We start from the raw sequence: 17,849 nt of genomic DNA on the forward strand, positions 1-17,849 counted from the left end.
GCAAAGCTTTAGATAGTGACCCAGTCGCCTCCGGACTGGTGAGAGCGAACTGAGGCATCAATGAATCGAACACCGTCTGCGCCTTGATCGACACTGGGATAAGAGAGCCAATCGGCCGGAACGGCAACGCCATCCCGACGCGCGGCGACGGCCATGGCAAATTCCGTATAGAGATTGGCCCAGGCTTCAATAATCCCTTCGGGGAAGCCGCGCGCGGTCCGGATCAGGCGTTCCGCGTCGGGGCCGACGCCGTGCCCGTGACCTCGGCTGATGATACGATCCGGCTCACTAAACCGATTGAACTTCAGCTGTTCCGAATTCTCCAAGTCCCACTCGAGGCCTCCTTCGCTACCGAATATCCGCAACCGCAACCCACCCCGATTTCCGGGGGCAAGACGTGTCGCCATCAGGGTTCCCGGAACTTCATTTTGGTAACGAGTGAACATGAAAACTGTGTCTTCCAAAGGCTTTGGCGCGCCGCAAACATGGAATTCAGCCCGCAGATCGGTCATCGGCAGACCCGAGACAAAACTGGCGAGATGCGCGGCATGGGTGCCGATATCGCCGACACAACTAGTCGGGCCTGAAATCTCTGGGTCCAGCCGCCACTTTACATGAGGCGCATCAGCCACATCGTCGGGCGTCATCCAGTCTTGCATGAACTCAACATGGATTTGGTTGATCTTGCCGATGCCGCCTTCTGCAACGATCTGCCTGGCCTGACGGATCACGGGAAAACAAGACATCGCATAGCCGACGACAAAAATCTGCCCCGTACGCGCAGTGATCTCCTCAAGCCCATCGGCCTCGGCGACCTCATTGGTCAAAGGCTTGTCGCACAACACGTCAATGCCCGCCTCCAGAAACGCTTTGGCCGCGCCGAAATGAACGTGGTTTGGGGTCGTGATCATGACGGCATCTACGCCATCCGGGCGCGCCGCCTCTGCCTGTGCCATCTCGTCGAATGATGCATAGCACCTGTCCGCTGGCAGATACCACTCGGCCCCACGCGCTTTGCTGCGCGCGGTGTCGGAACTGAGCGCACCTGCGACAACCTCCCACCGGTCGGTCATTCGCGCTGCCGTTGCTTGCGTGACCGAGATCCGTCCACCACCAACTACGCCCAACCGCAAACGGCGAGACAAGCGAGAAAAGGGGCCGTCAAAGTTCAGGTCTTCGGGTAAAAGTCTCTCAGCCATTCTGAACCTCCATTTCCGGGACCCGTACATCCTCGGGCAGTATTTCCACCGCCATGAAGATGCTGGGGGTAATCGTCTCGTACTGATGCCAGGGATAGTTGCCCTCAGCGTCATACATCGGCTTGTGGGTCGTGCCCGGGGCCATGAATTCTTCGAGATAGAGCGTCTCAACGTCCCGTTCGCGGCATTGCTGCATTTTGCCAAAGCCAACGATTTGCGTATGCACTTCGCGAAACCCCGGTACCGGGCAGAACGGATGATCCTTGTGCAATCCAACATTCAGTGGGACCGAGCCGGAATGGTACATGGTCAGGCCGACGTTACCCACGAAGACCTTTGGGGACATGTAGTGGCTAACGCCACGCAGACGCTCCTCTTGGCGGACATCAAAAGCAGATGGCCATGTATCTGTGACCCATGCGAACAGCTCATTGTCATCAGCATGGGCGTCGAATCCGTAGACAATTACTGCGCGTTCTACGCCTTTAAGTGAGCTATCTTGAACGATAACAGACGAAAGCGGTGCAATGGTTTGATCCTCAACAGAGATATCCAGCCGCCCAAGGTTCAGAACAATTGCGCGATCCTCGACAGATATTCTGTCTTCATCGGTGATGTGCTGGACACGAAAGAATGGCTGGGCAAAGTCGAGTGTCTCAATCGGCATGCGCCAACTCCTTCCTCTCATCGTTCAGGAAATCGACCGGCAAAGGCTCCGGAGCCGCGCAACGGCTTTCTATCGTCTGATAAGCGCCAAATTTCGGTGCCCGTTCAATCGCGTCCATGACCTCGAAAACGTGGTAGGCAAGCGCTCCACTCGCACGGGGTTGGCGTCCTTCTTGTGCCGCCAGGGCCAGATCCAAAAGGCCGAGCCCGCGGCTGTCCTCATTGAACCCGTGTTTGTTTTCGACCACCTGCCAGTCTTCTCGACCGGTTGGACGAGGTTGATGAGACCAGCGCGAGGTGTCCTGCGTTTTCAGCCAGACATCCCCCTGAAAGATATTGGCACCATGAACCGGGTCAGGGTCGGGAATGCTGATGGTGCCGTTTTCACCGTAGACCTCGAACCGCGGCGTTTCGCTGTCCCAGACGTCGAAGCTCATGGTCATCGACCCTATGGCTCCGGAGGAGAACTGAAGCAGGCTTAGAGAGTGCGTGTCGACCTCGACATCCATCCATTCGCCGTTGCGCGGGCCGTTTTCGATCATCCGCTGGTCAAATGTCCGCCGCGCCATTCCGGCTACGCGGTCAACGGGGCCAAGGCAGCAGATCATGGCGGTCAGGTAGTATGGCCCAAGGTCCAGCAAAGGCCCTCCGCCCGCTTGGTAATAGAAATCCGGGTTGGGATGATGGCGCTCCGTCCCGTGCGTTCCGACATGGGCGAAAACCCCAGTTGGTTTCCCGATAGCACCTTCATCGATCAAGCGCCGAACAGTCTGCCAGCGACCGCCTAGAAACGTGTCGGGCGCGCAACCGACCAATAGCCCCTTTTCAGTGGCCGTATGCAGGATCGCTTTTCCATCCGATCGGTCCATGACCAATGGCTTTTCCGAATAGACGTGCTTGCCCGCCTCCAAAGCGCGCAGGCTGATCTCGGCATGAGCTGCCGGAATAGTCAGGTTCAGAACACAGTCAATTGTCGGATCGTCGAACACCTCATACGGCGTGCAGGCCTTGGCAATGCCGTATTGATCCGCCTTGGCGCGGCTTTCTGATGGATCGAGGCTCGCGCAGGCCGCGACCTCGACGTTTGAGAATTTGGATAGTGTTTTTAGATAGATATCACTGATACGACCACAGCCGATAAGGCCGACCCGGAAGGTTTTCGATGTCTCACGTATCATCGTTCCTGTTTTCGTAAAGAGGTAAGTAATTCGGGGGCATGGGTCCTTTGTTCCGACCGCCCTGGTTCATCTGCTCCCAAGCGTGGGCAAGTATTCCGACCGAGCGGGACAGGCAGAACAGGCCCCGCGACAGGGGCGCAGGAAAGCCAAGTTCGCAGAAGATCACGGCTGTCGCGCCATCGATATTCATGGCGATGGGTCGACCGCCACGTTGACGGACGAGTTCGGCCTGAACCTCTTCTCCGATATCGGCAAACCGGCCAGAAACTGTGCCTTCTGTCGCCGCATCACGAACAAGTTGCATCAATCGTGGTGCGCGTGGGTCGACGGGCTTGTGAAAACGGTGGCCAAAGCCCGAGACGATCTTGCCGTACGTCTCGCGCCAGCTGTCCAAGCCGTCCCGAACAGCGTCATTCAGCGAAGCTCCCGCATCCATGCGGACCGCGATATCATAGTACAGCTCGGCGCATTGTTCGCCTGCTCCGCCATGCACATCGCCCAGCATGTTCACCGCAGTCGCCATCGCATTATTTAGACCTACCCCACAAGTGGCCGCCATACGCGCAGCCGCGATTGAGGGGGCCTGTGGACCGTGATCCACGCCTGCGACCAGGGCAGCCTCGAACAGGCGTGCCTGCGCATCGCTGGGCAGATCGCCCCGCACCATCAGCCAGATCATCTGAGGGAAGGAAACGTTCCCGATCAGGTCTTCGATGGGATGGCCACGAAACGCGATCTGGCCGGGCTTCATGTCGATGATGGAGGTGCGCCACCATTGGCGCACAGCTTTTTCATCGCTCGTCATTATGTTTGCACCTCTTTCATCGTCTGGGTTTTGCTTTGCGCGGCAAGGCGAATGGGCGCGTTGCGCGCACCATAACCAGCATAGCCCAAACGGCGTTCAACGATTTCGAAGAAGAAGCCGTTAAATATCGGGCGGCTATATATCTGAAAATACTCAGCACCCGCTGCCCGGTCGTAGAGAATGTTGCCCTCGCGCAGTTGGGCGATCAGATCATCATCCAATCCGAAGGTCGCTTGCAGATCGGCGTAGTAGTTCTCTGGGATCGTCAAGCTGTGAAAGCCGGATTTACGCAGCTGATCCGACGTTTCAAAAATATCGTCCGACTGGAAGGCGATGTGCTGAACACCGGCCCCAAACCCATCTTCAAGGAATGACGCTGCCAGAGTTCTGCGCCCAACGGCCCCGTTCAGGTTCAGGCGCACTTCGCCTTCGGGACTTTCGATAGCCTGGCTTTGAACGACACCGGACGGGTCGGCGACGTTCACGATAGGAGACTTTGCCATCTCAAAAGTTGAAATGTAGTAAAGCAGCCAGCTTTGCATCTCATCATGGCGCATTGTCTGTGCCAGATGGTCGATACGGCGCAGACCAGCAGGCTGGGTCGCCTTGGTTTTCGCAACCGGCTCAAACTCGATGTCCCATACCCGATGCAGATCGGATTTCTCATCGATGAAATGTACGACATTGCCACCAACACCTCGGATGGCTGGGATATCCAACTCTCCGGTCCCCACCGGCTGAGAGAAATCAGGAGCGCCCAGCGCGGTCGCGCGCTGAACCGTCTGATCCGCGTCTTTGACGCGCAATCCCATGTCACAAACCGAGGGACCATGGCCCAGGAACGCCGAATGGGCAAAACCTTCCTTTTCGGTATTCACAACGATGTTTATCGCGCCCTGCCGCCACAGCTCGACGGACTTGGTGACGTGTTTTCGCTCCATTCGAAAACACATTGCTGACAGCATGTCTGCCAGCTGCGCGCCGCTTGTTTCATCCGCTGTAAATTCGACGAACTCAAAGCCTGACGCATAGACGCGTTCCGGTAGATCCGGGATGCCGAAATCGGTTCCCGGCTCGGTCCGGGATACCTCATCCAGAAGGTTCAACAGCGATCTGTAACAGTCACGCGCAAGCGTTTGACCACCGGGTTGCGGCGCTGCTTCGTTGACACGTGCAATGGACCAAGGCCCCGTGTATCCGGCGCGGGACAGCACCCGTACGAAGCCCGCTAGGTTCAGCGATCCAAGCCCCGGCAAGAGCCCGAAATGCCGCTTGAGCCTGCGGATATCCATTTCAAGCCGGGGTGCATCGGACAGTTGCACATGGAACAGGCGCTCTCCGGGAATGTCTCGAAGGCGCGCGGGCTTGGACCCGTCAGCCAGCGAGAAAAAGGAGTTTAAGGCCAACCCGAAATGCGGGCTGTCAATCGCCTCAACAATGCGCAGCGCCTGTGCGTCCGAGTGGATGAGGTCGGACCATGGCAAGCCCATATAGGCCAGACGTACCCCCATCACCTTTGCAATCTCGGTCGCTTCCCCAAGGTCAGTGATCACCTGATCTTCGGTGGCGTCGGCCACCACCTCAAAAGCTGAACCAATGAGCAGTAGTTCTGTGCCCAACTCACCCATCAGATCGAGTTTGCGTTTCAACCGATCAAAAGCGCGCTGTCTGCTGCCGCCAGATTGACCTTCAAGGTTATGGAACGGCTGCAGCAGGCAGATTTTCAACCCGAGGTCTGAGGCAATGTCCCGGATTTGCGATGGTGACCCGTCAAAGGCAGTCAAATCCGGTTCATGCAGTTCAACCCCGTCAAATCCAGCCCCGGCGATGGCATGCAGTTTCTCTGCCAAATCGCCGGGAATGGATGTTGTCGAAACCGACAGGCACATTACCCCTGGTACCCAAACATTCGTGGCAGCCACAGAACCAGATCGGGCATCAGCATCATGATTATCAAGGCGAAGATGAGCACCGCCAGGAAGGCCCAAATCTCCGAGATAATCTCACGCAGCGGGATGTCCGTCACGGCGTTGATCACAAAGAGCAAAATGCCATAGGGCGGTGTGATCAGGCCGATCATCGAGTTTACGACGACCAGCACTCCGAAATGCACCAGATCAATCCCAAGCGCTTCGCAGGTTGGAATGAACAGGGGCACGATCACAAGAATGATCGTCGTTGCGTCCAACACGCAACCCAGCGCGAGGATCAGCAGATTTACGAGGATCAGGAACACAATTGGGCTAACATCCGAACCCTCCAGCAAGGCCGAGATCGACTGTGGAATCTGCTCCTGAATGACGATGAAGTTCAGAATGAACGCGCCACCGATGACTACCCCAACGGCTGCCGACGAACGGGCACTGTCAACGAAGACCTGATAGAGACCACGGAACGACAGGGCGCGATAGAAGAACGCTGCCAGTAGCAGGGCGTAGAATGCAGCAACGGCGGCGGCCTCGGTCGGTGTGGTGACACCCCCGTAGATACCGTAGAGCAGGATCGCGGGCATCAACAGCGCCGGAAATGCGTTCGCGGTTTTTGCGGGCAACTCGCGCAGGGGAATGGGTTCTTCCAGGGCAAAGTTTCGCTTTCCAGCCAGATAGTAGTTCATCGCCATCAGAACGACGCCCATGATCAGGCCCGGCAGAATACCAGCAAGGAACAACGACCCGATAGACGCCTTGGAAACGAGCGCGTACAAAACCATCGGGATCGAGGGCGGAATGATCGGACCGATGGTGGCCGACGCCGCAGTGATTGCGGCGGCATAGCCCCGGCTGTAACGGCCATCCTTGGTCATCATCTCAATAATGATCTTGCCGATCCCGGCAGCATCCGCGACAGCCGAGCCAGACATTCCTGAGAAAATCAACGACGCAACCACGTTGACGTGCCCGAGGCCGCCCTTGAACCGCCCGACCGCAGCGACGCAGAAGTTCAGCAAGCGGTCGGTGATCGACCCCGCGTTCATGATATTGGCCGCAACTATGAACAAAGGCACGGCAAGCAGGATCGTGCTTTTGTAGAAACCTTGCAGGATTTTTTCACCCGCCAGCGCGACGTCAAGACCAGCGACACCCAGATACATCAGTGACGCCAAAAGGATGGAATAGCCGATAGGGGTCCCGATGCCTGCCAGAACAAAAAGGGTTAGCAGGCATGAAAGAAGTTCAAAACTCATTTGCTTGCGTCCTCGTCGTCTTCCACATCAACGCGGGGGTGATCGTCGACCACGTTGTATCCCACAACCATTTCAAGTTCGGTTTTTGGTGGGCCGTTGCGCATGATGTCAAAGAACAGCCAAGCATACCGCGCAGCAACGACCAGCATGAACACGGCATAGATCGAAAAAACGGTGCGCAGAGGTATCTTCTCACCCGAGAAGGGATTGCGAACGGTCGCGGTCTTGCGGATTTTCATCCAGTCGATGTAGTCCCAAGTTGGCAGAAAGCTGTAGAGCATCCCGACCACGATTGCCGCGGCTGCCAGCATCGCAAAGACCTGACGGACGCGTCGGGGCACAGACAGATAGATAATGTCGAATTTTACGTGATCCCGCTCGCGCACGATGAAGGCGCAGCTGAAAAAGATCACCCAAACCCAGAGGATGCCGATCAGTTCCAGCGTCCATCCTGCAGGGGTAAAGAAGTACCGCAGCAGGATTTGCAGTAGGAAGATCAGGAAGATTGCCGCCAGCATCCCGCCGGCAATCGCTTCGGTCAGTCGGGAGAACCCCTTTATGAAGTCTTTCATTGCGGTTCTCCCTCCCTTGCAATGCAGGCTTAGTTGCCCAGAGCGTTGATCTTATCCAAAACGCCTTCGGGCCACGAACCGGCGAATTCGCTGTCCAGATACATGGATTGTACCTGATCGCGGAACGCTGCGAGATCGGGTTCGTAGATCTCCATGCCCTGCTCTTTCAGGAAGCTTACAAGATCCTCTTCTTTCTGAAGCTGCTTTTGGCGACCCGATTCAGCAGCTGCATCTGCAGCTTCTTGAACTTTAGCTTGCTGTTCCGGGGTCAGGCTGTCCCAAACCTCTTTGCCGATGGCAATATAGTTCAGGTCCACCAGATGCGACGTCAGAACGATCTGGTTAGTCACTTCGTAGAACTTTGCGTCCACAACGGTCGGTAGCGGGTTGTCCTGACCGTCAACAGCACCGGTCGACAACGCAGTGTAGACCTCCGAAAACGCCATTGGTGTCGGAGCCGCACCCAGAGCCTTACCCAGGAACTGCCATGCGTCGGTGCCCGGCATCCGCAGGTTCACACCTTCCAAGTCGGCCGGTGTCGAAACCGTCAATTCATCTTTGGGCTGGCGCAGGTTTACCTGGCGACGACCCAGATACATCACCGACAGCAATTTGACGCCCAGCTCTTCTTCAGCCTTCTGCTTGAAGGCATCCATCAAGGGATCGTTGAAGACAGCAACCTGATGCGCGGCGTCCTGATGGACATAGCCTGCGGTGAAAATCGAAAACTCGGGGAAGAACTGTGCCAGTTCCTGCGCCGAGGTGATCGACATTTCCAGGTTACCGCGGCTGATCGCGTCCAACTCGGTACCTTGTGCAAAGATGGTGCCGTTATAGCTGGGCTCATAACTCGCGAAATCGGCGACCATCGGTGCGAAAACTTCGGCCATGGCGACCGAACGCTGATCGGTTTCCGACCCCGAGGTTGCGAGACGAAGTTGCACTTTATCCTGCGCCAGCGCTGCACTTGTTGCGCTGAACAGAACACCGGTGGCGACCAGGGCTGACACAGCAGCCCGGCGTGTAAGTTTGAAAGTCACTTTTTTCCTCCCTGAGACATCATTGATGCTTCTTTTTTGACGATTCCAAGTTTTGACCTATTTTGGACATTTTGCAAGATTTTTTACAAAATATCTGATATTTTATACAACCGATACATTTGCGATCGGTGCTTGCTGAAACCTTTCTATCCTGATCGTTTCGCCTGATCTGCAAGAATTCTGAATGGCCTCAATAACTTGAAGCGTTCTAAAACCTTCCCATCCCGATACGATCGGCTCGGCTTCGTGCCGGGCCACTTCAACAAAATGCCTGAGTTGATTGACCAACGGGTCAGAGGCGCCCTTCTTGAGCGCTGTGGACGAAATGGGGGTCCACCAATCTCTTTGCTCACCCCGATAGCTCCAGAGCCGGAGGTCAGGGACGGATAGCGACCCATGAGAGCCACCGATCATGTAGCTGCTTTCAGTGGTTGATGGATAGATTGGATATTCCTGAGACGTCATCTCCCAACTCCATGGCGCGACGATACTGTCAGACACGCTTATGGTGCCAATGGCTCCGCCTTCGAACGTCAGCAACGCGCCAGCAACATCCTCGTTGTCGTAGCCGCGCTGCGATGCAGCCGATTGCGCCTGAACGGTTACGACCTCTCCGGCCAGATGCCGTAGAAGATCGACGTCATGGACAAGATTAACCGAGATGGGTCCCGCGCCAGGTTTCTTTCGCCAGGGCGCAGTGTCAAAATACTCGTCGGGCTTGTAGAACCAACAATTCGCATGGATTGCACGAACATCACCGATCTGCCCATCAGAGATCGCCTCCTTGGCCGATTTGATCAGTGGATTGTACCGGCGATGGTGTCCAACCATTAGCGGTACGTCTGCCTTCTCCGCCTCTTGAACAAGCTCTAGTGCCGCAGCAGCTTCTACGGCGATCGGCTTTTCCACGAGTATGGGGCAACCGTGCCGAATGCACGTGAGGCCCTGCTCGACATGAAGTGTCGTTGGGGTCGCCAGCACAGCGCCGTCCGGGGTCTGATTGGCGAACATTTCTTCAAGAGTCTCGTAACACGCGACCCCATGTTCATCAGCATACGCGCGGCCTTCGTCGCTGGGATCGACAAATGCAACAAGATCGACATGACGCAACGCACGTATTGCATCTGCGTGGCGACGCCCAACAAGGCCAATGCCGACGATGGCAATGCGAAAGTTCTGAGGCACTTTGGTTCCTTTCGGAGGATCCAAAAAGCTCTGGATCCTAAGTTTGCGACTAGGCTGCAACGCCCAATTTGAACACGACCGTATTGGGGTTTTTCCGATTCCGCAATAATATATGATATTTTTATTTTTACCATACAACAGTTTGGATTGCTGATGACCTTCAATAATGATAGATGAACGAGGAAACCAAGAATATCGGGTGAAATGCATGGCGAAGCAGCCGTCTACGATAGGTGCAAGCACGTATCAGCGCATCAAACGGGATATCATTTTCGGAGAGTTGCAGCCCGGCTCGAAACTTAAGCTGGACGCTTTGAAAGAGCGGTACTCAGCAAGCCTTTCGACGCTTCGTGAAACGCTGAACAGGCTTGCCAGCGACGGGTTTGTCGAAGCTCCCGAGCAACGGGGTTTCCTGGTCACGCCGGTTTCCCGTGAAGATCTGACCGAGATCGCAGAGCTGCGCGCCCTGTTGGAATGCCACGCATTGGAATTGTCGATTGCAAACGGCGACACGGATTGGGAAGGCAACCTTGTCGCCGCGCACCATAAGCTGCACCTGATGGAACAGCAGCTGCTAAAGGGAGATGACTCTGAGAAAGAAACCTGGAAACGGTATGATTGGGAGTTTCACCAAGCCATGATCGCGGCGTGCAACTCCAGGAACCTTCTGACGCTGCACTCGATCATCTACGATAAATACCTGCGCTATCAAATGCTTGTACTAACCTATCGCGGCGAAGAAGCCGTCGAGGAGCATAAAGGCATGTTCAATGCCGCCTTGGCCAGAGACGCGGATACAGCCAAGAAGCTGCTAGTGGATCATATTCGAAATGGCCTCGCACATACGTTAGAGGCCATGTAGCCTGCCACAACTAATTGAATTGCCATAGATCACTCGCGACTCGCCCTCGATTTCTTTCGATTTCGCGCAGTTCGCGTGCGGCTGCCACCCCGAGTTCGAGTTTTCTTTTTTGTTCCTCCAAGTATGCAAGACAAGCTTTGTGTTCAGCGAGACCCTTCTGCAATGCTTTGAACTTCTCAAATGTATCAGTCGCTTGCATGAATTGCAGCCGATGCGAGCGTCGGGCATCTAACTGTCCCTTCCTCTTAGGGAGCTCCTGCTAATTTTCTTCGAGGTTTCGGCGCACCTACAACTAGATGTAGGGGGGCGCATAACACTGCATTCCTTCCCTTGATTTCATTCAGGAAATTCGTGTGGAGGAGCTTCTTTACGGTTAATTTGAAGCTGTATCTAGCTCCTGTGGAAAGGGCTTCAGCCGCAGTACTTTCGTACCTCAGTATCCCTAAGCCCGGTGGCCACAAGCATGCATCTGTTTCGCGCCTCGTAATAGTACCCACGTGCATACCACATGACCGCTTCGGGCTCGTTTCCATCTGAAACCATCCAAGCTCCGCGCAAGTATTTCACGGCGTATGTCAGGTTGGTCTGAGCGTCCAAGAGGTCGGAAGGCTGTCCGCGAAATCCCATCTGGCGCGCTGTCGCAGGCAGAATCTGCATCAGGCCGTAGTATGGGCCATTTCGAGCATTGGGACGATAATCGCTTTCTCGTTGGATCACACGGTGTACTAGGCTGCGCGGTACTCCGTTTGCGTCCGCAGTTTCGTCGATCATCAGACGCAGCTCAGGGGTCTCACCGGGATAAAGTCGGGTAATTGGCTCTGCGGGTTCCTTGCCGCAAGCGGTAATAAATAGCGCGGCAAGAATGACTGTGTATCGCATCAAAATTCTCATCTCATTAACTACAAGATTCATCAGCGCTCAATTACGATTGATATTCAATATCCCAAGGTATTGTTGGGCGGGATTTAGCCAGATTCGATTTGGCACCTAGTACCGACGGTGCACTCTCTTTTCAGTAACGACATGCCTCTTTTTCTGACGCTCACGCAAAAAGACAAACAATCCTGACCCCAAGATCAGTGCGATACCGATAGCGACAGGCAGGTTTGGGAGCTCGCCCCAGATGACCCATCCCCAGAAAATGGCCATGGGAAGACCGACATATTCAAACGGTGCCACTGTAGCTGCGTCTGCCATGCGGTAAGCCTGGCCAAGGCAATACCCGATGATTGCAGAATTGAATCCTAAGCCGATAAACAACCAACGGTCAGACCCTTCGGGCCAAACCCAAGCCCGCAGTAAAAAGATCAAGCTTTCGTTCTCGAACTCGTTCGCAAAACGCCCATCCCCTGCCACTGACCAGAACAACAGGCTGACAACGATAAAGCACGCCTGAATGTAAACAGCCATTGCTGAGGCCTTGGACTTTGCGCCAAGAAAACGGGTTAGCACGTTGTTGAGGGCATAAGTGAAAGCAGCAAGAACCGGCAGGGCATACATCAACAGACCAACTTCACGCTCTCCACCTGCCTCCCATGGGCGAGTCATGATCACTACGCCCAAAAATCCGACAAGCACGGCGCCAATCCGCATCGGCCCAACTTTTTCGCCAAGCAATGGGATACTCAGCAATGTGATCATCAAGGGGGCTACGAAGAAAACAGCGGTGGCTTCTGCCAGCGGCATTACCGCCAGAGCCGTAAAGAATGTCAGATTGGCAATGACAATCAGCAGTCCCCGCAAAAGGTGAAGTCCCGGCTGATCGGTTTTCAGGATGCGCCAACCGCCCTCCATCTGGACAAGGGCAAAGCTGAACCCGATCCCGATCAACGATCTAGTAAACACCATTTGGTGCAAGGGGTAACCGCCAGACAGGAATTTGATCAGCATATCATTGATAGAAATCGCCAATATTCCGATCAGTACGAACGCAATACCAGCTGTCGGGTTATGTAGTTTTTGTTCCGCTGTCATGAAGTGCCCTTTCTTTGGGCCACTACCATGGGTCACACAGTAGGTCACGTCGCTTTGCGACACAGCGGTTCGCTCAAATATCCGCGACGCGCTTCCGGAGCCGTTTCCATTCTCGCTCTCGAAGCCTCTGTGCCGACGGCCGTGGTCGTCAACCTCCCTCTCCCCACTATCGTCGCGTCGCTTGGAGGCAAGATCATCACCGATAATGAGGTAAGCTCATAAGTGCAGCAATGGAGCCCCCAAATGCCGACAAGAAAACGACCGAATGTGATACTGATCCTGGCCGATGATCTGGGTTTTGCAGATTTGGGTGCCACCGGATCGGAAATACGCACTCCAAATATCGATAGCCTTGCAAGAGATGGTGTGCTGCTTACAGCAATGTATAACTGCGCTCGCTGTTGTCCGACGCGGGCATCTCTTTTGACCGGGTTGTATCCGCACAACGCCGGCGTGGGTCACATGGGGGCCGACCTGGGTACGCCCGCATACCAGGGGTTTTTACGTAATGACAGCGCCACCATAGCGGAACACCTACGTGCAGGTGGCTATCGGACATTGATGTCCGGCAAATGGCATGTCGCCGGTGACTTCATGGCGCGCGAAGTCGACAGCTGGCGGGTCGGAGATGTTGAGCATCCGACGCCGAGACAGCGCGGGTTTGATCGCTTCTACGGGATCGTCGATGGCGTCACCCACTTCTTCTCGCCGCATTACATGCTCGAAGATGACAGCCGTGTCATGACATTCCCGGATGACTTCTATTTCACAGATGCAATCACGGACAAAGCAATTGAAATGATCGAGGAAACACCCGACGGCCAGCCTTTTTTTCTTTATCTCGCGCATACTGCACCACATTGGCCCCTGCATGCCCATCCCGAGGACATCGCTCGCTATGACGGGGTGTATTCAGGCGGTTGGGACACAATCCGTACCGCACGGCACGAAACCATGAACAGCATGAACCTGTTTCAGAAGAACTGGAAAATTTCTCCACGTGATGTTGCCGTTCACCCCTGGGAGGCCGAACACAATACCGATTGGGAGGCACGAAAGATGGCCACCTATGCTGCGATGGTAGACCGGATGGATCAATCTATCGGTAGACTTATCGCTGCGTTAAAGCGTTTGGGGCAGTTTGAAGACACCTTGATTTTGTTCCTGTCTGACAATGGTGGCTGCGCTGAATTCATGGCGGAAGACGGATGGGCAAAATTCTTCCCGGATACTACAAATGACGGCCGCCCCATTGAAATGGGAAACCGCCCCGACATTATGCCGGGCGATGCCCAGACATATCAGAGCTACGACAAGCCGTGGGCAAATGTCTCGAATGCACCGTTTCGGTTGTTCAAGCACTACGTTCATGAAGGCGGTATATCGACGCCACTAATAGCGCACTGGCCCAATGGGTTTGCCTCAGAAGCAAACGCGCACGCCGCCTGTCATGTCGTTGATGTGTTACCCACTATTTTGGAGGCAACGGGATGCCAGTATCAAAGTGAGGTAGGTGGTCACGAAATTCAACCTATGCAAGGGCAGTCGTTTATGGACCTGTTCCGCGGCAAAGATTGGGCGCGAGATGAGCCTATCTTTTTCGAACATGAAGGAAATTCGGCGGTGCGGCTGGGTCAGTTCAAACTTGTCAGGCAGCATGGGCAAGATTGGGAACTATATGACATCGAAGCGGATCGCACGGAGTTGACTGATTTGAGAGGGAGCAACGCCGAATTGGAGGCACACCTGATTACTCAATACAATAACTGGGCCAAACAGACAGGTGTTATGGATTGGGATCTTGTGCTTCCGAGGCTGCTAGCGGCTTGGAAAATTGAAACAGCAGAGGGATAGTTGGCTTAACGCAGGGATCATAACCGTCCATCTCTGTACTCCAAGTAAATGACTGCCCTACAGCCCGAACCGGACGTTAAACTGGTGTCTATTTGCCAGTAGTTTTAAGTTAAAGTAGGCATCTGAATCCTGCCTCAGTTTTTTGGCAAGTACCGATCCAACAGAGCGTCGACCAACCCTTCCTGAAATTGGTAACCTGTTGCTTCGTCCACACGCAAAATGCCTTCAAGAGTGACAAGTTGTTCCATGCCCGTCGTCATGGACAATCGCTTCGCCAGGTCGTCAATTTCCTTCGGCTCCATCAATGGGTGAACTGGGCGCTGATCAGCCCCGCTTGTGTGGTCCAATTTGATTGTTAGTGCATGATCGGCCTTTGGTCCATTTGAACAATGGTTTCCGGGGCCGGCGGTTTATATGCCAGAGCACTGTGCGGGCGTTTTGGGCTGGAAGACCGCTTCAATCAGCCTTAGATGCTCCGGCGAGAATCCATCCGGCGCCTGGGTAACGAACGTACAACCATGCAGCGATCCATCACCGTAATAAAGCAAAGTAGCGTAGTAGTCGGTGCCGCCTTGCTCTGCAAACTCCAAATAGGATGAATGCTCTGTTTCTGAGTCCAGTTGCTGGAGACTTTTGTGAAGCGGCTTTCTATTCGTGAGAATATACTCGAATGAGCTCCCAACATAACCATCCGTCAACGTCGTCTCATGGGTTACATCGTAGCTGTCGGTGCCGTTGGGCGTCCAAACCACGCCCCAAGCAATAAGCAGTGGATTGGCAAAGCGCTGGCCAGTGTTTGCTCGCCACAGCGGAACTCAGGCTTCGACCGAGGAAGAACAAAACTGTGACACCACCTTTACGGGATCGTTGGAGCAACGACCTTCTGTAATCATCCATTCGGTTAGTCGAGTGACTTCTTCCATGTACCCAAGTTAGTCGCTTGCAAAGGATGAGCAAAGACTATTGGAATTGCATTGTCGCTTACATTTATTGAGCCGCCTGATCTGATTGGTTCAACAGAAGATTGCAGCCCCTCGCTTGGGCGAACTTCAGTAGAATCCAATCTCGCTGACGTCTACGCGGGCGTCGTGATCGCGCCCGTAGGCTACAACTCCAAGTGAGGTGATTGCGTCCGCAACAGGAATAGCGCGTAACATGGCATCTGAAGCCTTGAAGCCTGACAGAGGCAAATAAACTTCTGTCCATTCGTTAGAAGTTGCAAACGCGGCCTGATAGTATTGCCACGGAAGCACCGTGCCACGTGTTCTGAGGTGAACGAAGTATTGCTCGCCGTTCCCCCGTACCAATAGCCTGACGCCTGATACACCCTCGTCTGGTCGATCAGACAACTTGCGTAGGAACTGGATGAAGCCCCCGTTGTTTTCTGTACTCACGGTTCCGGTCAGCCGCGCGAACGCTACATCACCTTCCGAACGAAACTGCACCTGCCCTGAAGAAACCCCTCCCATGACGGTGTCGGCAACGTAATCCCAATGCGTTTCCGGAGACTTGGAGAAGTCTTCAGTCAGTTTTCCATTAGCCTGAGCCATTGTGCATCCGATGATAACAAGACCTGAAACAAGTCCAATGAAGATGGCACGCATATTGTTCCTTCTCAGTTCAGTATCGCAATGGAAAGGTTCAGCGCCGTGGCAAATGCAACCCATACAAAGTACAGCAGGAAAGAAAGTGCGGAGACGGGGTCTGAATTCCTAACCTGAGTGATGAACATCACGATGACAGCCAACAACGCGACAATGACCAAAAGGGCAACCCACGGCAGTTGCAGTACGAAAAAGGTCGGGGACCACAAAAGGTTCAGACCCATCTGTGCCCACCACAGCTTCATGGCGGTCGCACTTCGGTCTGTTTCGAACTGGCGCCAACCCGCCATAGCGATCAAGACATAAAGCACCGTCCAAACCGGCCCAAAAATCCAATTTGGTGGATTGAAAGCCGGTTTGGAGAGCTGCGCATACCATTCGCCAGGTGCGGTCAGTGTCCCGACGAGGATGCCACCTCCCAACATGAGTGCAAGGAATGCTGTGCGGATCAACCAATTCGACATTGTAGGAGAGCTTTCAGCAGTCCTTGGTTGTCACTTTAACAAGTGCTTCGGAAGAGAAGGTCGCAGTCCTGGTCTCATTCGCATCGGTATACGACACCGTGGCGCCTTCGATCTCCGACCCCGTTACGGTAATTTCGCGTTGCCCGATAGTGTCATCTACATCGATGGTAAAGGCGAGTTTGTCCCCGGCTGCGAGGGAGGCGATCTCAAGTTCAATTGTATCTTGCCCGTCTACGACAGCTGGAATTTGCCGCAGATTATCCGCACCCTCAACGAATTCGAGAGGTTGGAAAGCCTCTACACCCGCGCCCTTTTCGGTAACGTCGAAAATCAGACGCCCGGCAGATTGCGACAAGTCAATTTTGAGGGTCGAAGCCTCTACATTGCAAGCTCCGACATTTGTCAGAACAAAACGGTCCTTGGGTGCACCTTCTACAAAGCGAATTTGTACAGCAGCTTGAGGCGACGTAGCTGCAAATAGTCCAACGGTGGCCGTAAGAATACCCTTCGAGAACATATTTATCTCCTAACTAAACGGTTCTTGATAAATACGCCTCGGCGGGTTTTCTGGATCATACCTATACCCTTGGACCATGGTGGTTTAGCTGACAGGAGCTTTCGAAGTTCAATGCTCCGTAGTCAGAACGACGAAGTCAAAACATACCATTGTCATTCTCGCTGTTTGCTGGAACTTCCTGAAGAACGTCCCAGTGTTCAACAATCTTGCCATCAGCATCCAGGCGAAAAATATCGATCCCTGCGTACTCGAGGCCATCGGGCCATATTTGATGGCAATGCAGAATAACGTGATCGTCTTCAGCAAAGGCACGTTTGATGTCCACGCGCTTTCCCGGGTATTCGGCGGCCATGCGCTCGAAGTACTCGACAAAGGCTTGCTTACCGTCGCCAACATGCGGGTTGTGCTGCGTATAGGTTTCCCCAACAAAGGTTGCGATGGCCTCGGCTGGTCGACACGCGTTGAACATCATTTCGTAAAAAGCGATGCCGTTTTTCTTGTTTGTTTCGAGGTCCGGCATGCTGATCTCCAAATCGACGTTTGCACCGCCCAAAAAATGTTGTCCCACGCAAGTCTTGGAAGCAACCCGGCAAAGACCTCAATCCCTAATCGGCAAGAAGTTACCGGCTTGATTTTGCGTTGCGACTATTTCGCGGGTTAGGTTCTGGACCCATTAATTTGGTTGCCGTCATCTCGGCTGCATGATTCAAGCCCCTGAGTTTCAGGGGTATAACATGAGTAATCT

General features: G+C 54.3%; 17 protein-coding genes. 2 read left to right on the plus strand and 15 right to left on the minus strand.

The features are described from left to right. Nucleotides 1-8 precede the first annotated feature (8 nt). The 9 genes from ACR0MQ_RS19325 to ACR0MQ_RS19365 form a co-directional block, all read right to left on the minus strand. Nucleotides 9-1,199, minus strand: a complete 1,191-nt coding sequence (locus ACR0MQ_RS19325) for a Gfo/Idh/MocA family protein (RefSeq protein ID WP_170772199.1) — start codon at nt 1,197-1,199, stop codon at nt 9-11. Continuing rightward, nucleotides 1,192-1,866: a hypothetical protein gene (locus ACR0MQ_RS19330; RefSeq protein WP_170473854.1), complete on the minus strand. Its 675-nt coding sequence runs from the start codon at nt 1,864-1,866 to the stop codon at nt 1,192-1,194. The genes ACR0MQ_RS19325 and ACR0MQ_RS19330 overlap by 8 nt, the downstream gene beginning before the upstream one ends. Beyond that, nucleotides 1,856-3,043: a Gfo/Idh/MocA family protein gene (locus ACR0MQ_RS19335; protein ID WP_170772201.1), complete on the minus strand. Its 1,188-nt coding sequence runs from the start codon at nt 3,041-3,043 to the stop codon at nt 1,856-1,858. Before ACR0MQ_RS19335 ends, ACR0MQ_RS19330 begins: the two co-directional genes overlap by 11 nt. Beyond that, on the minus strand, nt 3,033-3,848 hold the full coding sequence (locus ACR0MQ_RS19340) for a citryl-CoA lyase (protein ID WP_480610209.1): 816 nt from the start codon (nt 3,846-3,848) through the stop codon (nt 3,033-3,035). Before ACR0MQ_RS19340 ends, ACR0MQ_RS19335 begins: the two co-directional genes overlap by 11 nt. After that, the gene (locus ACR0MQ_RS19345) at nt 3,848-5,770 is read right to left on the minus strand and encodes a bifunctional sugar phosphate isomerase/epimerase/4-hydroxyphenylpyruvate dioxygenase family protein (RefSeq protein WP_480610211.1); all 1,923 of its coding nucleotides are present in this window, start codon (nt 5,768-5,770) and stop codon (nt 3,848-3,850) included. The genes ACR0MQ_RS19340 and ACR0MQ_RS19345 overlap by 1 nt, the downstream gene beginning before the upstream one ends. Continuing rightward, nucleotides 5,737-7,032, minus strand: a complete 1,296-nt coding sequence (locus ACR0MQ_RS19350) for a TRAP transporter large permease (RefSeq protein WP_170473842.1) — start codon at nt 7,030-7,032, stop codon at nt 5,737-5,739. Before ACR0MQ_RS19350 ends, ACR0MQ_RS19345 begins: the two co-directional genes overlap by 34 nt. Next, complete coding sequence (locus ACR0MQ_RS19355) at nt 7,029-7,604, minus strand: TRAP transporter small permease (RefSeq protein ID WP_170473839.1); 576 nt, start codon at nt 7,602-7,604, stop codon at nt 7,029-7,031. Before ACR0MQ_RS19355 ends, ACR0MQ_RS19350 begins: the two co-directional genes overlap by 4 nt. 29 nt (nt 7,605-7,633) lie before the next feature. Continuing rightward, nucleotides 7,634-8,644 (minus strand): sialic acid TRAP transporter substrate-binding protein SiaP, encoded by a 1,011-nt coding sequence (locus ACR0MQ_RS19360; RefSeq protein ID WP_010443510.1) that lies wholly within the window; start codon nt 8,642-8,644, stop codon nt 7,634-7,636. A gap of 102 nt (nt 8,645-8,746) precedes the next feature. After that, the gene (locus ACR0MQ_RS19365) at nt 8,747-9,829 is read right to left on the minus strand and encodes a Gfo/Idh/MocA family protein (protein ID WP_170772205.1); all 1,083 of its coding nucleotides are present in this window, start codon (nt 9,827-9,829) and stop codon (nt 8,747-8,749) included. A gap of 208 nt (nt 9,830-10,037) precedes the next feature. Between ACR0MQ_RS19365 and ACR0MQ_RS19370 the strand changes: the two genes are divergently transcribed. Next, nucleotides 10,038-10,691: a GntR family transcriptional regulator gene (locus ACR0MQ_RS19370; RefSeq protein WP_010443508.1), complete on the plus strand. Its 654-nt coding sequence runs from the start codon at nt 10,038-10,040 to the stop codon at nt 10,689-10,691. 411 nt (nt 10,692-11,102) lie between these two features. On the opposite strand, the gene ACR0MQ_RS19375 is transcribed toward ACR0MQ_RS19370, so the two are convergent. Both ACR0MQ_RS19375 and ACR0MQ_RS19380 read right to left on the minus strand, forming a co-directional pair. Beyond that, nucleotides 11,103-11,570, minus strand: a complete 468-nt coding sequence (locus tag ACR0MQ_RS19375) for a transglycosylase SLT domain-containing protein (RefSeq protein ID WP_480610213.1) — start codon at nt 11,568-11,570, stop codon at nt 11,103-11,105. Between the two features lie 108 nt (nt 11,571-11,678). Beyond that, nucleotides 11,679-12,665, minus strand: coding sequence for a DMT family transporter (locus ACR0MQ_RS19380; RefSeq protein ID WP_170547144.1), 987 nt, complete (start codon nt 12,663-12,665; stop codon nt 11,679-11,681). Nucleotides 12,666-12,908: 243 nt separating this feature from the next. On the opposite strand from ACR0MQ_RS19380, the gene ACR0MQ_RS19385 reads away from it, so the two are divergent. Continuing rightward, the gene (locus ACR0MQ_RS19385) at nt 12,909-14,519 is read left to right on the plus strand and encodes an arylsulfatase (RefSeq protein ID WP_480610215.1); all 1,611 of its coding nucleotides are present in this window, start codon (nt 12,909-12,911) and stop codon (nt 14,517-14,519) included. 1,049 nt (nt 14,520-15,568) lie between these two features. Here the strand turns inward: ACR0MQ_RS19385 and ACR0MQ_RS19390 are convergent. From ACR0MQ_RS19390 to ACR0MQ_RS19405, 4 genes are all read right to left on the minus strand, one after another. Next, the gene (locus tag ACR0MQ_RS19390; RefSeq protein WP_480610217.1) at nt 15,569-16,123 is read right to left on the minus strand and encodes a CIA30 family protein; all 555 of its coding nucleotides are present in this window, start codon (nt 16,121-16,123) and stop codon (nt 15,569-15,571) included. Nucleotides 16,124-16,134: 11 nt separating this feature from the next. Next, nucleotides 16,135-16,587: a TspO/MBR family protein gene (locus tag ACR0MQ_RS19395; protein WP_170772213.1), complete on the minus strand. Its 453-nt coding sequence runs from the start codon at nt 16,585-16,587 to the stop codon at nt 16,135-16,137. A gap of 13 nt (nt 16,588-16,600) precedes the next feature. After that, entirely contained in the window at nt 16,601-17,104 is a 504-nt protein-coding gene (locus ACR0MQ_RS19400) for an aggregation factor core (RefSeq protein WP_480610219.1), read from the minus strand. 136 nt (nt 17,105-17,240) lie between these two features. Further along, entirely contained in the window at nt 17,241-17,624 is a 384-nt protein-coding gene (locus tag ACR0MQ_RS19405) for a nuclear transport factor 2 family protein (RefSeq protein ID WP_170772217.1), read from the minus strand. Between the last annotated feature and the right edge of the window lie 225 nt (nt 17,625-17,849).

Source organism: Ruegeria sp. AN6, assembly GCF_056540425.1.

Coding starts and splice junctions, on each gene's coding strand:
- ACR0MQ_RS19350 (WP_170473842.1), bottom strand. CDS start 7,032: ATGAGTTTTGAACTTCTTTCATGCCTGCTAACCCTTTTTGTTCTGGCA.
- ACR0MQ_RS19400 (WP_480610219.1), bottom strand. CDS start 17,104: ATGTTCTCGAAGGGTATTCTTACGGCCACCGTTGGACTATTTGCAGCT.
- ACR0MQ_RS19385 (WP_480610215.1), top strand. CDS start 12,909: ATGCCGACAAGAAAACGACCGAATGTGATACTGATCCTGGCCGATGAT.
- ACR0MQ_RS19340 (WP_480610209.1), bottom strand. CDS start 3,848: ATGACGAGCGATGAAAAAGCTGTGCGCCAATGGTGGCGCACCTCCATC.
- ACR0MQ_RS19335 (WP_170772201.1), bottom strand. CDS start 3,043: ATGATACGTGAGACATCGAAAACCTTCCGGGTCGGCCTTATCGGCTGT.
- ACR0MQ_RS19395 (WP_170772213.1), bottom strand. CDS start 16,587: ATGTCGAATTGGTTGATCCGCACAGCATTCCTTGCACTCATGTTGGGA.
- ACR0MQ_RS19330 (WP_170473854.1), bottom strand. CDS start 1,866: ATGCCGATTGAGACACTCGACTTTGCCCAGCCATTCTTTCGTGTCCAG.
- ACR0MQ_RS19390 (WP_480610217.1), bottom strand. CDS start 16,123: ATGCGTGCCATCTTCATTGGACTTGTTTCAGGTCTTGTTATCATCGGA.
- ACR0MQ_RS19355 (WP_170473839.1), bottom strand. CDS start 7,604: ATGAAAGACTTCATAAAGGGGTTCTCCCGACTGACCGAAGCGATTGCC.
- ACR0MQ_RS19325 (WP_170772199.1), bottom strand. CDS start 1,199: ATGGCTGAGAGACTTTTACCCGAAGACCTGAACTTTGACGGCCCCTTT.
- ACR0MQ_RS19380 (WP_170547144.1), bottom strand. CDS start 12,665: ATGACAGCGGAACAAAAACTACATAACCCGACAGCTGGTATTGCGTTC.
- ACR0MQ_RS19405 (WP_170772217.1), bottom strand. CDS start 17,624: ATGCCGGACCTCGAAACAAACAAGAAAAACGGCATCGCTTTTTACGAA.
- ACR0MQ_RS19370 (WP_010443508.1), top strand. CDS start 10,038: ATGGCGAAGCAGCCGTCTACGATAGGTGCAAGCACGTATCAGCGCATC.
- ACR0MQ_RS19375 (WP_480610213.1), bottom strand. CDS start 11,570: ATGCGATACACAGTCATTCTTGCCGCGCTATTTATTACCGCTTGCGGC.